The organism is Candidatus Gracilibacteria bacterium (assembly GCA_041661045.1).
Classification (GTDB): Bacteria; Patescibacteriota; Gracilibacteria; order UBA1369; family 2-02-FULL-48-14; genus 2-02-FULL-48-14.
In genome coordinates this window covers 170601-184098 of sequence record JBAZVE010000001.1, presented here as the reverse complement: position 1 = coordinate 184098, position 13498 = coordinate 170601, and the positions used below count along the sequence as shown (strand labels likewise).

At 48.7% G+C, this 13498-nt stretch carries 16 protein-coding genes; 9 read left to right on the top strand and 7 right to left on the bottom strand.

Annotated features, from left to right (window positions below):
* Window positions 1–17: 17 nt before the first annotated feature.
* Window positions 18–1262, bottom strand: coding sequence for a radical SAM protein (locus WC777_00920; GenBank protein ID MFA6023767.1), 1245 nt, complete (start codon window positions 1260–1262; stop codon window positions 18–20).
* A 328-nt stretch (window positions 1263–1590) separates the two neighbouring features.
* Here WC777_00920 and WC777_00915 point away from each other — a divergent pair, with 328 nt between their 5' ends.
* Genes WC777_00915 through WC777_00905 form a run of 3 tightly spaced genes read left to right on the top strand, consistent with a single transcriptional unit; the run spans window position 1591 to window position 2690 of the window.
* Entirely contained in the window at window positions 1591–1836 is a 246-nt protein-coding gene (locus tag WC777_00915; protein ID MFA6023766.1) for a type II toxin-antitoxin system HicA family toxin, read from the top strand.
* The gene (locus tag WC777_00910; protein MFA6023765.1) at window positions 1823–2119 is read left to right on the top strand and encodes a hypothetical protein; all 297 of its coding nucleotides are present in this window, start codon (window positions 1823–1825) and stop codon (window positions 2117–2119) included. The genes WC777_00915 and WC777_00910 overlap by 14 nt, the downstream gene beginning before the upstream one ends.
* A gap of 52 nt (window positions 2120–2171) precedes the next feature.
* The gene (locus WC777_00905) at window positions 2172–2690 is read left to right on the top strand and encodes a hypothetical protein (GenBank protein ID MFA6023764.1); all 519 of its coding nucleotides are present in this window, start codon (window positions 2172–2174) and stop codon (window positions 2688–2690) included.
* Window positions 2691–2803: 113 nt separating this feature from the next.
* Here WC777_00905 and rplL read toward each other — a convergent pair whose 3' ends face one another.
* The 5 genes from rplL to WC777_00880 all read right to left on the bottom strand — a co-directional run bounded on the left by rplL (window position 2804) and on the right by WC777_00880 (window position 5970).
* Entirely contained in the window at window positions 2804–3205 is a 402-nt protein-coding gene (rplL, locus tag WC777_00900) for a 50S ribosomal protein L7/L12 (protein MFA6023763.1), read from the bottom strand.
* Window positions 3206–3225: 20 nt separating this feature from the next.
* Window positions 3226–3750 (bottom strand): 50S ribosomal protein L10, encoded by a 525-nt coding sequence (gene rplJ, locus WC777_00895; GenBank protein MFA6023762.1) that lies wholly within the window; start codon window positions 3748–3750, stop codon window positions 3226–3228.
* A 281-nt stretch (window positions 3751–4031) separates the two neighbouring features.
* Complete coding sequence (locus tag WC777_00890) at window positions 4032–4310, bottom strand: hypothetical protein (protein ID MFA6023761.1); 279 nt, start codon at window positions 4308–4310, stop codon at window positions 4032–4034.
* A 137-nt stretch (window positions 4311–4447) separates the two neighbouring features.
* Entirely contained in the window at window positions 4448–4633 is a 186-nt protein-coding gene (locus tag WC777_00885) for a hypothetical protein (protein MFA6023760.1), read from the bottom strand.
* A gap of 11 nt (window positions 4634–4644) precedes the next feature.
* Window positions 4645–5970: an aminotransferase class I/II-fold pyridoxal phosphate-dependent enzyme gene (locus WC777_00880; GenBank protein ID MFA6023759.1), complete on the bottom strand. Its 1326-nt coding sequence runs from the start codon at window positions 5968–5970 to the stop codon at window positions 4645–4647.
* Window positions 5971–6151: 181 nt separating this feature from the next.
* Between WC777_00880 and WC777_00875 the strand changes: the two genes are divergently transcribed.
* From WC777_00875 to WC777_00850, 6 genes are all read left to right on the top strand, one after another.
* A complete protein-coding gene (locus tag WC777_00875) occupies window positions 6152–6994 on the top strand; it encodes a hypothetical protein (GenBank protein MFA6023758.1) in 843 nt (280 codons plus the stop codon).
* Between the two features lie 299 nt (window positions 6995–7293).
* On the top strand, window positions 7294–8235 hold the full coding sequence (miaA, locus tag WC777_00870; protein MFA6023757.1) for a tRNA (adenosine(37)-N6)-dimethylallyltransferase MiaA: 942 nt from the start codon (window positions 7294–7296) through the stop codon (window positions 8233–8235).
* Window positions 8225–8830, top strand: coding sequence for a MazG nucleotide pyrophosphohydrolase domain-containing protein (locus WC777_00865; GenBank protein MFA6023756.1), 606 nt, complete (start codon window positions 8225–8227; stop codon window positions 8828–8830). The genes miaA and WC777_00865 overlap by 11 nt, the downstream gene beginning before the upstream one ends.
* A complete protein-coding gene (recJ, locus tag WC777_00860; protein ID MFA6023755.1) occupies window positions 8716–10230 on the top strand; it encodes a single-stranded-DNA-specific exonuclease RecJ in 1515 nt (504 codons plus the stop codon). The genes WC777_00865 and recJ overlap by 115 nt, the downstream gene beginning before the upstream one ends.
* Before the next feature lie 26 nt (window positions 10231–10256).
* A complete protein-coding gene (locus tag WC777_00855; GenBank protein ID MFA6023754.1) occupies window positions 10257–10862 on the top strand; it encodes a hypothetical protein in 606 nt (201 codons plus the stop codon).
* A 434-nt stretch (window positions 10863–11296) separates the two neighbouring features.
* The gene (locus WC777_00850; GenBank protein ID MFA6023753.1) at window positions 11297–12727 is read left to right on the top strand and encodes a DHH family phosphoesterase; all 1431 of its coding nucleotides are present in this window, start codon (window positions 11297–11299) and stop codon (window positions 12725–12727) included.
* Here WC777_00850 and WC777_00845 read toward each other — a convergent pair.
* Window positions 12724–13470, bottom strand: coding sequence for a YebC/PmpR family DNA-binding transcriptional regulator (locus WC777_00845; protein MFA6023752.1), 747 nt, complete (start codon window positions 13468–13470; stop codon window positions 12724–12726). The genes WC777_00850 and WC777_00845 overlap by 4 nt on opposite strands.
* Window positions 13471–13498 lie beyond the last annotated feature (28 nt).

The window sequence follows — 13498 nt, the reverse complement described above, 5'->3', positions numbered from 1 at the left end:
CCCTCCGTATTGGGCTGCTACTTCTTCCTGATCCCGGTGCAGCCCCCACAGGAGGCACAACCTGCCAGTGGGCCACCCGCTTCCATTGTTTTTAGAATTTCTTCCAACTTTTGTCTTACAAGAATCAAATCTCGCGGCTTGGTTAAGGGCCTGGGACTCTCTGCCATCCACCGGGAATCATTCCAACGCACCGGAAGGGGTTCGGGCACCACTCCGCGATTTGCCATTTGTCGCATGGCCTCAACGGTAACTTCCAGAGGCTCCAAACCTACAAGCAAAGAACTGGTCACATTATTTGCTGCGAATACTTTGGTCGCGCTGTCCACGCAGTCCCAGTAATCTCGTTGAAGCAAAGCCGCTTTTCCAGGGAGGTGTTCTTCCTGTGCTTTGGGGGAGGCACAATCCAGCGGAATCATGAGCGTATCGAGACCGGCCTGTTTCAAGTCCGCAAGATAGCTCCGTTCCGGGCCGGCCATGGGAGTGGTCTCAAGTGCAAGCCTAAACCCCGGGAAGGTACTTTTAAATCTGGCAATATCCGCTACAAGTGGATCCATATCTTCCGGCAAGAGCATGCCGGTGGTCAGCGTTAAATTATTGTGTCGGTTGGTGTCACCGGGAGTTTCGGTACTTCTCATCACTTGAATCGCTTCAATCACTTGATCCATTGTGCGCGAGGCATTGTTTCCACCTCCATCGAACATACAAAATGAACAAGCGGTCCCCTCATCAAAAAGGGTACAACGATTTCTGCCCCATATGCTCACCAAGTTGGGACCGTGAACTTGCACGATTTGAGCAACGGGGGTGCCGTCACTCAGGGTTTTACCTAGCCAACCAGGAACAGGTGGAATTGAGCCGGTGCCCACGGTCCGCCCACCCACAGTGAATCTTAAAAATCGAGCAGCAGGGTCTAGGAGTTCAAGCGAAACGGGAGACTCCTCCGCCTGTCTGCGTGCGTAAAGATTCACATTCACAATGCCACTTCTAACCGTAGCTCGAAGGGCGTCTGGCGAATCATCCACAGGTTTAACTTTAAAAAAACCACCGTATCCAAGGCCGCCTCGTTTTTGCCCATAAGGGTTCTGCCGAGCGGTGATGCGATTCAAAGTTTCTTCATCCGTTCGTGCACCATAGCAAGTTAAAATGGCGGATAAATTCTCTGCCGAGACGAGGATTGCATTAGAACCTCTCAATTGGGCTTCAGGAGCCCCACTTCCCTCAAAAACATATCGTGGGAGCTCGGATGTATTATTTGGTGACATAAATTTTGGGTTAAATTAAAAAAGCCGCTCTTTTGGAGCGGCATAAAGTTTGAACTAAACTCAACTAGACATGTTTATGCCGCGCCTGATGAGAGTGATGATGCTGAGCCGTGAATTGAAACATAATTGTGCGAAAAGTAACCTTAATTATACTACGGAGATGTTTTAAGGCAAGTATTTTTAAACAAAGAGGGTGTTGTTAGCGTTCCAACAACGCGATTTTAATCGAGAAGCTTAAGGGCGCCATTTCTCAACTTAGAGTGGTTGGGTCATACTTAAATCAACTTGAAAGTGTAGCCCTACTAATTTATAATGTAGCTACAAATAAATGACAAAAATTGAAAAACGGCTCAAAAAATTCTTTCGAAATCCAGATTCACTCAAATATTATGAGATTGAAACCTTACTGTATCAGTTCGGTTTCCAAAAATTAGAGGCCAAAGGAAGCCACACAAAGTTCATTCTTCAAAACCCTCCGTATCGCTTAATCATCCCCATTCATGGCCATGACTGCAAACCATTCTACAAAATCAAAACAGCACGAATCCTTAAAATACTTTGTGACTTTAAATAACAAAAAGTACTTTTATACGCTAAAGCCATTTGACGAAGAAAGTACTTTGTTTGAATGCGAAGCGGCAGACATATCCCAGACTTTTCTCCACGAAGATATCCCCGCTCTTCTGATCGATCTACCAAACCTGATTTTAGCCGAAAAAGAGTATCAAAAAAAACAAGAACAAGTGATTCGATTTCGGGTCAGCACGGAGGATAAAAAAGCCATTGAAAGAAAAGCAGCTCAAAAGGGCTACCACAATACTTCCGCGTTTCTAAGAGACCTAGCCTTGGGAAGATAAACTTGGACACAAGAATGCGAGGAGAGTATAGTCAACTCTTTTACACTCTCAGATGGAAAGCTCCATTCCCAACTTAGTGTCTCTCCTGGCACTTGCAACAATGACTTCAAGCGCGCATGCAGGTAAACCGAAAGCTTCAGATGCAACAAGTCAAATGATTGCAGACCGTGTGGTGTCATTATTGAGAACGGAGTCAGAAGGAAGATTTTCCCCTCCTAGTCAAGCGATCCCAGGACTATCCCAAAGTATCGCTCTAAAATTAGAAGATGGTGCGCTGGTCAGTTTTTTTGAATGCAATGCCATGACATGGGTTTTTAAAGACCAAGCAATAGATGGAACAGCAGACCGGTTCTCATTACAGGAGGCTAATCCCGCCACCGTTGTAGATGAAGACGCACAAGCAGTGTATAGCAACTGTGTACTTCCACTAGCGATCCAAAGCCTGTGCATGGAACCTAAAAACGCGGGGGAAGAAGACTGTCAAAATCTAAGCGCCATCCCACTAGACCAATTCAAATGTCTTGAGGCCACCCAAGCATATATTGGGACTAGCAGGTATGGATATAGATAGAGTTTTAATAAAGAAAAAGCCCCCCACTCACCGAAGGTGAGCTAGCCATGACGCACGAAGTGCTCATTGCTTTGGAGGGCCTTTTGATGCGCTAAGCGCCTAAAAGATCAAAATTATTGCAATTCAACCTTAGCTCCGGCAGCTTCCAAAGCCTTTTTAGCTTCGTTGGCTTTATCGGTAGGAGCATTTTCCATAACCATTCCGTTTGCGTCCACAACATCCTTAGCCTCTTTGAGACCAAGTCCGGTGAGTTCACGAACAACCTTGATCACTCCGATCTTTTGAGCACCGGAATCCACAAGTTTAACATTGAAGGAAGATTTTTCTTCAGCGGCAGGAGCGCCAGCTGCAGCTGCTCCTCCGGCAGCGGCTACGGCAACAGGAGCAGCGGAAATTCCGTACTCTTGTTCCATGAATTTAACAACATTGTTGAGCTCAACAACATTGAGTTTTTCGAGAGCCTCGATGAGGGTCTTTCCCTCTTTGGAAAGCTCTACTTTGGTTTCGTCTGACATAATATAAAAAAGTTAGATTGTTAAGCGGGCTTCTTCTCTGCGTAGCCTTGAAGGGCTCGTGCGAAAGAAGAAAGTGGAGACTGAATAGCTCCGTAGAAGTTTTGCAAAGGAGCTCGCATGAGACCCACCACTTTTGCAAGAAGTTCTTGCTTGCTTGGAAGATCGGCGATTTCCTTCATTTGGGCAACCGAAAGGACTTGTCCTTCCATAATTCCACCCATGAGTTTGAGGGCTTCCACCTCTTTACCCATTTTCTTGATGATGCGGGGACCTGCGATGCCATCCTCATAAGAGAAAGCGGCACCTACAGTTCCCATCATAAGCTCATCTGGGAGTTCGAAACCTTGTTCTTTAGCAGCAATTTTGAATAAGGTTCGTTTTGCAACCTTAAATTCAACACCCGCAGCGCGCATTTCTGTACGCATTTTGGAGAGTTGAGCCATGGTCATTCCGCTGTATTGGCCGAATGCCACTGATTTTGCTCGTCCGAACTTGTCTCGAAGCTCTTCTAGATAAGCTTCTTTTTGAGGTCTGGTGATTGGCATAGTGACAAAGAATTAGTTGGGCCCGAAGGCCTGATTGGACGGTTGAGGTCGACCACTTGGTTTTAAACCAAATATCTCAACTTGCGTTGAGCCGAGCCCGGTGGGCTCCTTAAGATTCAGAGTGAGCCTCTCCCAAAGGAGAAACCTGCTGATCTGCGCAGGACTTCTATTGGGCGGAGCCCAATCTGCTCCTGTTCCAATTGCCTACGGTCTTCGAACGCAGCAGGATTCTATAAGGTAAAAGCCTTTTTGTAAAGCAGTTTTTGGGTTAACTCAAAATCTTAAGCCCGGGACAACTGGAGCCGAAGATCAGTGATGATGTCAACCAGTTGTCGAGGAGGACCGTACAAATCCACGGCGACTCCATCTTTCAAAAGCCTTGTAAGGAGAGGGGATACTTCCCCGGTGTCTCGCAAAAGAGCCAAATCATCGGAAACTTGATGGAGTTCCATTTGCCGCGCTTCATCCGCAAGGGTGCTTATCCCGTGGCCGGCGTTTCTCGCTTCATTTATTTGGCTGATAAGTTCTGCGTCAGTAGTAAGGGGTGTTGGCCTATTCATAGGGTATGGTTTTAAGTTATAAAAAAGCCCCGATTGCTCGAGGCTGAGTGAGTCGTTTTAAAGCACGAGTCAAAAGCAGCCCCGAGAGCCGGTGAAATAAAAATAATAAAAATGATTGAGGTGCATAAAGACGGGGGTTAGAACTGGTAAGCTCGCGTCCAATTTTCAGGGTTAATAGTGGGGGCCATGCTGCCACGGACAGCCGCACAAATCTGAGTAATCTCATCGACCCGTTGTTCAACAGGATCAGGTTGGCGTGGGACACCGGGTGCAACGGGGATTTCAGGAGTCTCTTCTGGAACTGCTGATGGGTGATCTGACATAAATCATGAGGTTAAAAATAAAAATCCCCCGCTTTTGGAGCGAGGGCTTTGGGGTGAAATAAAGGGGTCTTAGTTCACACGGTAGCAGCCTCGCTGGGGAGCGAAGAAATAAAAGAAGCTGCTAAAAAAGAAATTGTGAACCATAGTGCCCCGATTGTATCCGCTGGACAGGGCCTTCGTCAAGATTTTTTAAAATATTCCTGAAGTTTGTCTAAACACGCCACCAGGTGTTCCGGCGTTTCTCCAAAGGCACAGCGCACAAAACCCGGACTGCCAAAAGCCGTTCCCGGAACCAGGGCGATGTGCGCTTGTTCCAGCAGCTCCTTGCAAAAACGAATATCATCCTGATGTGAAACGCCAAAGTAGGAGAGGGGGAGGAAACAATACAAGGTGGCCGCGGGCTTGGGAAAGGGCGAAAACCGCGCACTCAAGCCTTCAATAAAAATATTTCGCCGTTCTTCCAAGGCTTCCCGCACGCTCCGTTGAATGTGCTCCGCATTTTGCAACGCCGCTAAGGCCGCCCATTGGCTGAGCCCGGAGGCGGAAGTGATGCTTTGCCCCTGCAACTTGATGAGCACCTCTATAAAGGAGGCGGGTGCAAACACAAAACCGAGTCGCCAACCCGTCATGCCAAAGTTTTTGGAGCAACTTTGAATCACAATCGACCGATCCGCATATTCTTCAAATTGGCCGCAAGAGGCATAAGGGCGGCCGTCATAGCAGAGTCCGCTGTAGACCTCATCCGCGAGTATCCAACAGTGCGGTGGGACGACCGCGAGCAAGGCCGCCAACTCTTCACGAGTGTAGAGGGAACCGGTGGGATTGCACGCATTGTTCAGAATCACCACTTTGGTCGTGGGGCCACAGGCCGCCGCTAGTTCCTCCGGGGAAATTTTCCAGCCCTTTTCCATGTGAGATTGAATCACCCGAGCCTTTCCATCAAAGAGCTGAATCATGGAAGGGTAGGAGACCCAGTGAGGCGCAACAAGAACCACTTCATCGCCTGCCTCCACCAGTGCTTGTAAACTCAAAAAAATCCCAAATTTTCCTCCGGCAGTCACCAAAGTATTGGAAGCCGCAAAGCGAGTCCCGCAAGTCCGATTCACCCAAGCCGCCGCCGTTTCCCGCACTTCCTCAAAACCCGGACTGGGAGGGTAAGCATTTTGATTCCGTTCAATCGCCTCCAGCGCCCCATTTTGGATCTCGGGTGCATTGGGCAAATTCGGTTCGCCAATGCTGAGGTTATAAACCGTATGCCCTTGTCTTTTGAGATCTTGAACCAGGCCATGGACCATGGCCGTGGCAGAAGCGGCAATGTGGGTACGAGAAGCCAACATAAAACCATCTTCCCCCCGCTCCGCCGCTATGTAAAGCTCACGAGTCGATTGGGGTGGATGGTCTGGGAAGCAGAAAAGGTGATTACACCCTCACCCTGGCTTTTGTCATGGGGAAAGGAGCGTTTAAACCTGTTAATGGGGTGGCTTTGTGGTAGGATTTAGATTCAATAACCCTCTCACTATGACCGACAAAGAACTGTATGAAAAGGCCCGCTTCTACGGAAAAAACGCCCTCCTTTGGCGAAGGAAATTTATGGGATTGCTGCCGGAAGTGCAAAGACGGCGGTTGTATGAGAAAAAGGGCTTCTCCAGCGTTTTTGAATTTTCTTTTAAGTTGGCAGGGCTCAGCGAAGAGCAAGTGAGGAGAGTTTTACAGTTAGAGAGAAAGTTTGAAGGGGTGCCCACCCTGAAAAATCTTTTGGAAACAGGCGAGGTGAGCGTGAATAAACTGGCCCGGGTGGCCTCCATTGCGACTGTGGAAAACCAGGAAGACCTGGCGGAGGCGGTGAAGATTTTACCCCAAGCAGCCGTGGAGACTTTGGTGCGAGATGAGCAATTTCAAAAATTAAATGGCTTTCTTAAGCCACAAATTGAAGTAAAATCTGTGCGCGCGCACTTGAATTTGGACGAAAAAGTCACCACACGCCTTTTGGAGTTGCAAGAAAAAGGTCTCAACTTAAATGAAATCCTTACGGAACTACTGGACAAAAGGGAGCAAGAGATTGAAGAAGAAAAGGCGGCTATTGTGGCAAACTTACCTGAAAAACAGTCCCGACATGTGCCCGCCCGCACCAAGAAAGTTTTACAAAAAGAACACGGTAGTAAATGCGCCATCCCCAGCTGCCAAAAACCAGCGGAACAACTCCACCACACGCAAACCTTTGCCCTGAGCCACCGCCACGATCCGCACTATCTCGCACCACTTTGCAAAGAACATCATGTGTTGGCGCATTCGATCAATGTGAAAGTGCAACAGAAAAGGACGGAGGCGGTAGGGCTAAAAAGCTTGACAAATAAAATTTAAGTAGTATGATTCAGTTAAGTTACAACTTAACACCATACTTATGCTCAGCGCTCCAACAACTTTAGTAAGAGGAAGGGAAGGAAACACTAAGAAAACTTCTCCCCTGGCTGCTGCGGCACTCGCCGTGACCGTTTTTACTGGCGCCCCTACAGTGGCATGTGTAGCTTTTGAGACTCGAGCAGCAATGCAGGAAAATATTGAAACGCCACCCTCAGAAAATGTCGAGCCAGCGCAATCAGTACAGGTAGACCAAAAGTAATCCCGTTGCCCTCTAGGGCGCTTGGTCTTACACTTTGGCCATGACGGATCTTTACCACCATCTCACACTTTTTCTGCGCGAGCTTAAAAAAACGGGAGAAAAACCTTTGGTGGTGATTTGTGGCCCAACGGCCAGCGGAAAAACAGCCCTCAGTCTTAGGATAGCCGAGGATTTTAATGGAGAAATCATCTCCGCGGATTCGGCTCAGGTTTATAAAAAAATGGACATTGGCACGGACAAGGTTACGCCAGTGGAACGACAAAAAATAAAACACCACCTCATCGATGTGCGGGACATCAATCAACCCTTCACCATGGCGGATTTTAAGAGGGAGGCCACACACGCCATCGGAGAGATTTTGTTGAAAGGGAAACTGCCTATTATTTGCGGGGGCACCGGTTTGTACATCAGCAGCGTGGTGGACAATTACGATCTTCCCATCGCTCCGCCGGATCTTAAAATTCGGGAGGAGCTCGAAAAGGAATACCAAAAAAAGGGGGCCGATGGACTCTACAATATGCTGCTGGATTTGGACCCCGTGAGCGCCAGTAAAATTCACCCCAACAATGTGCGCTTTGTTGCGCGGGCCTTGGAAGTGGTGCTGCAAACAAAAAAACCTCGTGCCCAAGAAAAAGCCCCGCGGCTCTACAATGTTTTTAAAATGGCGGTGGATTGGCCACGGGAAGTTTTGTACGAGCGCATCAATAAACGCGTGGACGAACAAATTGAAAAAGGACTTTTGAACGAACTTAAGACCTTGCTCAGTGAAGGCTACGATCCCAAATCTCGAGCCTTTGCGGCACTGGGATACAAGGAATATTTCCCCTATTTGCTGGGCGAAAAATCTTTGGAAGACTGCAAGGAAGAACTGAAAATGAACACCCGAAATTTTGCAAAAAGACAACTCACTTGGTTTAGAAAAGAAGAAGATATATACTGGATTTCCCCTGAAGAATTTTACGAAGTGACCCATGCATCTTAAGTTTCAAAATTTAGTCGAAATCGCTGCAAAACTCCGCTCCGAAAACGGATGTCCTTGGGATAAAGAGCAGACTTTGGAATCTCTGGCGCCAAAAGTGCTCGAGGAGGCGCAGGAGCTTTTGGAAGGGGTGGAAAAAAAAGACATCACAAACATTGAAGAGGAATTGGGGGATGTGCTTTTCACCCTCATCATGATGAGCCAAATTGCAAAGGAAGAAGGGAAATTCACTTTGGAAGGAGCCATGGAAAAAGTGGCTCAAAAATTCATCTCTCGTCACACCTGGGTTTTTGGAGAGGACACGGCGAGCACTCCGGAGGAGGCCGTGGCCCTTTGGAACAAAAATAAGAAAAAAGAAAAATGAGTATACTCGGGAAAAAATGGCGACTTCGTTACGAACGCAAACCCAAAGAATCCTTGTGGACCGGTCTTTTGGCCTCCCGCACGATCCAGGATCCCGGAAGTTTTTTCTCAAGCGCCGCGGTGGAGGATCTGCACGATCCTTTTTTATTTGAGGATATGGAGAAGGCGGTGGAACGATTGCAAAAAGCCATCCATGCACGAGAACGCATTGTGGTTTACGGGGATTACGATGTAGACGGACTCAGCGGCGCGGCCCTGCTCATTCACACACTTCGCATGCTGGGAGCGGAAGTTTCTTACCGTATCCCACACCGTCGTGATGATGGCTATGGTCTCCACAAAAAATACATCGAAGAACTGCTGCGCGAAAAAGTTGCCGTCCTCATCACGGTGGATTTGGGCATTTCGTGCAAAGATGAAGTGGCTCTTGCGGAGGCAGGGGGGATGCAAGTCATCATCACCGATCATCATTCCATCCCCCCTCAAATTCCAGAAGCCTTCGCCATTTTGCATCCCAAACTTTCCAAAACCTATCCCTTCAATGAACTTTCCGGGAGTGGGGTGGCCTTTAAGTTGGCATGTGCTTTGCTCAAAAGAACAAACAATGAAGATTGGATCCTTCCACTCACAGATCTCGCAAGCCTTGGCACGGTGGCGGATTGTGTGCCCCTCACGGGTGAAAACCGAGCCTTGGTGAAACTCGGGCTCAAGCAAATGAAAAACACACGATGGGCGGGACTCGAAACGATTCTAAAAATGGCTGGCGCTTGGGAAAAGAATTTCACGGCAGAGACCATTGGTTTTCAAGTCGGCCCTCGGCTCAACGCCTCGGGCCGTTTGGAAAGTCCCTATTGGAGCTTGCAAGCCCTGCTCGCGGACGCCGCTTCCGCCCAAGAAAAATGCCAAAAACTCGAGCAGCTCAACCGCCAGCGCCAAGACATGATGGACGCCATCATTCAGGAAGCGGAAGCGGCTCTGGATCTCACCCAGCCCATCCTCATCGCCAAAGGTCCCTGGTCCAGCGGGGTGGTGGGCCTCGTGGCCGGGCGCCTTCAGGAAAAACACGGCAAACCCACCTTTATTTTGGAAGACCGCGAAGATTCTTTGGTGGGCAGCGCCCGCAGCCTCCCCGGTTTTCATTGTGTGGAGGCCCTTCAAAGTGCCGATGCCCACCTCGAAGCCTTCGGTGGTCACGAACAAGCGGCCGGCTTCCACCTCAAAAAAGAAAACTACGAACCCTTCCGAGAAGCCCTGCTCAAGCACGCTCGCGAACTTTTCAAAGTCACGCCGTTGGAAAGAACCCTCTCTGTGGACCTCGCCTTAAACCCCGAAGAGCTCACTCTGGAAACCTGGGAAAGAATCACGCAATTTGAACCTTTTGGCGTGGGCAATCAGGCCCCATTATTTCTCTTGGAAAACATAGAAATTCTGAGTACTCGCCCCGTGGGTCGCGATGCCAAACACCTCAAATTTGAGGGAAAAATGGGCAAAACCCACTTCGAGGGCATCGCCTTTCAGTTCGGCCCCCACGCTTCCTCTCTCGAGAAAGCCACAAAACTCCTCATCCACCTGGAAAAAAACGAATGGATGGACCGCCAAACCCTCCAAGTCCGCCTCGTTGATTTTTCTCAATAGAACTTGCAAAATCATGCAGAAGTAGTATGACTAAGGCTCTTTTACGAAAAGCTATGTCAAGAAACCCATTAGATCAGAGTGCGCTTATAGAAGAACTTATGATCAACAGTGAAAGAGTAGGTCTCCAAGGAGCTGATATGGATACATTGAGAGCAGTCCTGCAGACGCCTTATATCAGAGGGAGAGTTGCTAAAATTCTTGAGCGCCAATGTGGGCTGGCAGTGCAAGAAGCATCTCCTCAGGGGGAAAGTAGGGTTCTTCATTTTGTTGAAGCACTCCCTGAGTTGCCACAAATTGAAGGAGGAATCACTCAGAGGGAAGCCCAGCGTATATCAGATGAGGCCCAATGCTATCGTATGCCAGATTGGCTTTACCGTGACATCGGAGCTCTTCTGAGGAGCACAGGGCAATCGATCGATCCTGGAGAACAAAGGGTCCAGCTTCGTCCGGGGAAGGGGGTAAATGGAAGCAAGTTGATCCCGCTCCCACTGGTAGGGACCGAGGGCTATGTCTTTGACGCAGCGCCAAATTACAGAGCCGACAATACACGGCTTTGCCTCCAAATTGAACAATTAGGCACTTCAAACAATTGGCATATAGTGACCCCCAAAAAGAGGAAAAATTTAACTTAAGCCCTGAGTTTTGAACATGTACCACATGACTAGCGCCATTTTGTCATAAAAATTTCAGGAAAGTTTAAGGAAAAATTCAGGATTTCATCAAGGTCAGTAGTTTAGATTGAGCTTGTTCAGCTGTTGTGGGGGTAGCAATTGGATGCAAGCATGGAGTCGAGATCTGTGCTCTGGGGGTTCGATTCCCCCTACCTCCACCACTGAACACAGAAAAAGGCTCCTGAAGGAGCCTTTTTCAAGTAGCAAGGAATGCATAGAGTCGAGTAATTGAATGGTACCGAAAAGCTTAAAAAAATCAAGTGATGGAAAGATAGGACAAGCTTCTCTGTCCACACAATCCCTTGCGGATGGCTTAGGAGTGAGCTAAACTGGAAGCTTATTTTGGCGAACCCTAGGGGCTTGACCAAAACAGAATAAAATTGTATAATACCAAGATGGAACTCATCAATAGAACCCAAGCCGAAGACCTTCTGAGAGGCGCAAAAAACATTCTGATTGCACCTTCTTCACCGATGGATGGAGACAGTGTGGGCAGCTCCCTCGCCCTCATGGCGGCCCTTCGAAAGATGGGAAAACAGGTTACCGTGGTGGCTTACGACCCCATGCCGGAGATTCTGAAATTTCTCCCCTTTGTAAGCCAAATCCAGCCCGGGCTTGAACCTTCTCGTGATTTGGTTATTTCTCTGAGCACGGAAAATGCCGAAGTGGATCATCTTAAATATGAGGTAGAACAGGGAAAAATCAACATCATCGTCACGCCAAAAACCGGACGATTTGCTCCAAGCGATCTGAGTTTAAAAAACAAAGAAGCGGACTTTGATCTTCTGGTCACGGTGGACACCGGCGACCTGGTGCAACTCGGCAAACTCTATGAAGATCACAAGGAATTGTTTTCGCGCATCCCCGTGCTCAACATCGACCATCACGCGTCCAATGGAAAATTTGGATCCCACAATTACTTGGAATATGGATTTTCCGCCACCACACAAATGATCACGCCCATGCTCCAGACTTTTGAGAAGGAACGCGGAGAAGAGTTGATTGACGAAGATATTGCCACGCTGCTTTTGGTGGGAATCATCACCGATACGGGTTCTTTCCAGCATTCCAACACCACTCCGGAGGCCTTTGAAGTGGCTGCGGATCTTTTGGAAAGAGGAGCAAGACAGCAAGAAATCATCAAACACATCTTTAAAACCAAGAGTCTCGCAACCCTAAAATTGTGGGGCCGCGTGCTTTCAAAAATTCAATACGAGCCCACGCTTCGTTTGGTCTATTCCACCATCACGATGCAAGATCTTGCGGAGACCGGGGCCAACTCCGATGACACCGGTGGTATTATTGATGAACTCATGGGCAGCGCGCCCGGTTCAGAAGTGGTGATGTTGCTCAAAGAAAAAGAACCCGGATTCATTTCCGGAAGTTTCCGAGCGCCCGGTCAACTGGCCGATGTGAGCGAAATCGCCAAAAGCATGAATGGAGGGGGGCACAAAAAAGCCGCCGGATTCCGCATCCGAGAAAAAACCATGGAAGAGGCATTGCAGATCACAAAACAGAACATCGCCAACTTCATGCTTCCTCGTTTGGGCCAAACTCCTTCGCCCGTCGCGCAAGCTGCAGCACCGCAAGAGGAGACCCCAGAAGAAGAGACCACCCGTCTTTTCCCGGGCTTGGCCTCCAAGCCCCAAAGCAGCATCCCCGCACCATCCCAAGGAGGGGAAGACATGCTGCTTCAAGATTTCCGTAGTCGTCAAAATCCCGATGCCGCCTTGCAAGACAAAACCGTCCGTTTCTTCCAAGACGCCGATGGTCAACAAAAACCCGAGCCAACCGTGGGAGACATTTTATCCCAAATGGGGAACTAGAGCTCTCCTAAAATAGCCTCATCGAAATCCGCATTGCTCGTCACGCGCACAACATCTTCATCGGCCTCAAGCGCCTCACTCAGTTTTAGAAATTTTTGAGCCGTATCCAAATCGGAAAGAATAAGATCTTCTTTGGCTTGCCACACGAGTTCATCTTTTTCCACCAAGAACCCAGCTTCAAGCATGGCCTTTTTCATCGCACCCAATCGCTCCGATGCCCCATAAACCTCATATTTCCCATCTGCCAGTATAAAATCGTCCGCACCCGCATCAATCAAGAGCAATTCCACTTCATCTCCACTTTGACCCTTTGTGTCCACAAGCAGAAAAGCTTTTTTGTCAAAACGCCAGGCCACACTGCCCGCCGCGCCCAAGTTTCCTCCATTCTTTCCCAAAATCGTTCGAATGTTGAGCAGCGCCCGATTTTTATTATCGGTAATCACATCGATTAAGAATCCGCTGCCGCCCGGGCCCATGGCCTCATAGGTCACTTCTTCAAACACGCTGCCCTCTTTATCCTCACCGGTCCCTTTCTTAATAGCCCGTTCAATATTGGCATTGGGTACATTCGCCGCCTTCGCATGCTCAATAGCCGTTCGCAAGAGCGGGTTCATAGTGGGATCCCCTCCATTCTTGGCCGCCACCGCAATCAACCGCGCGTGCACCGTAAAAACCTTGCCCCGCTGTGCATCCACCACGGCCTTCCACCGCTTCATGTTCGCAAAATGACTGTGTCGTGCCATGGCTTATTTTTGTCATAGGCCTGAGGAA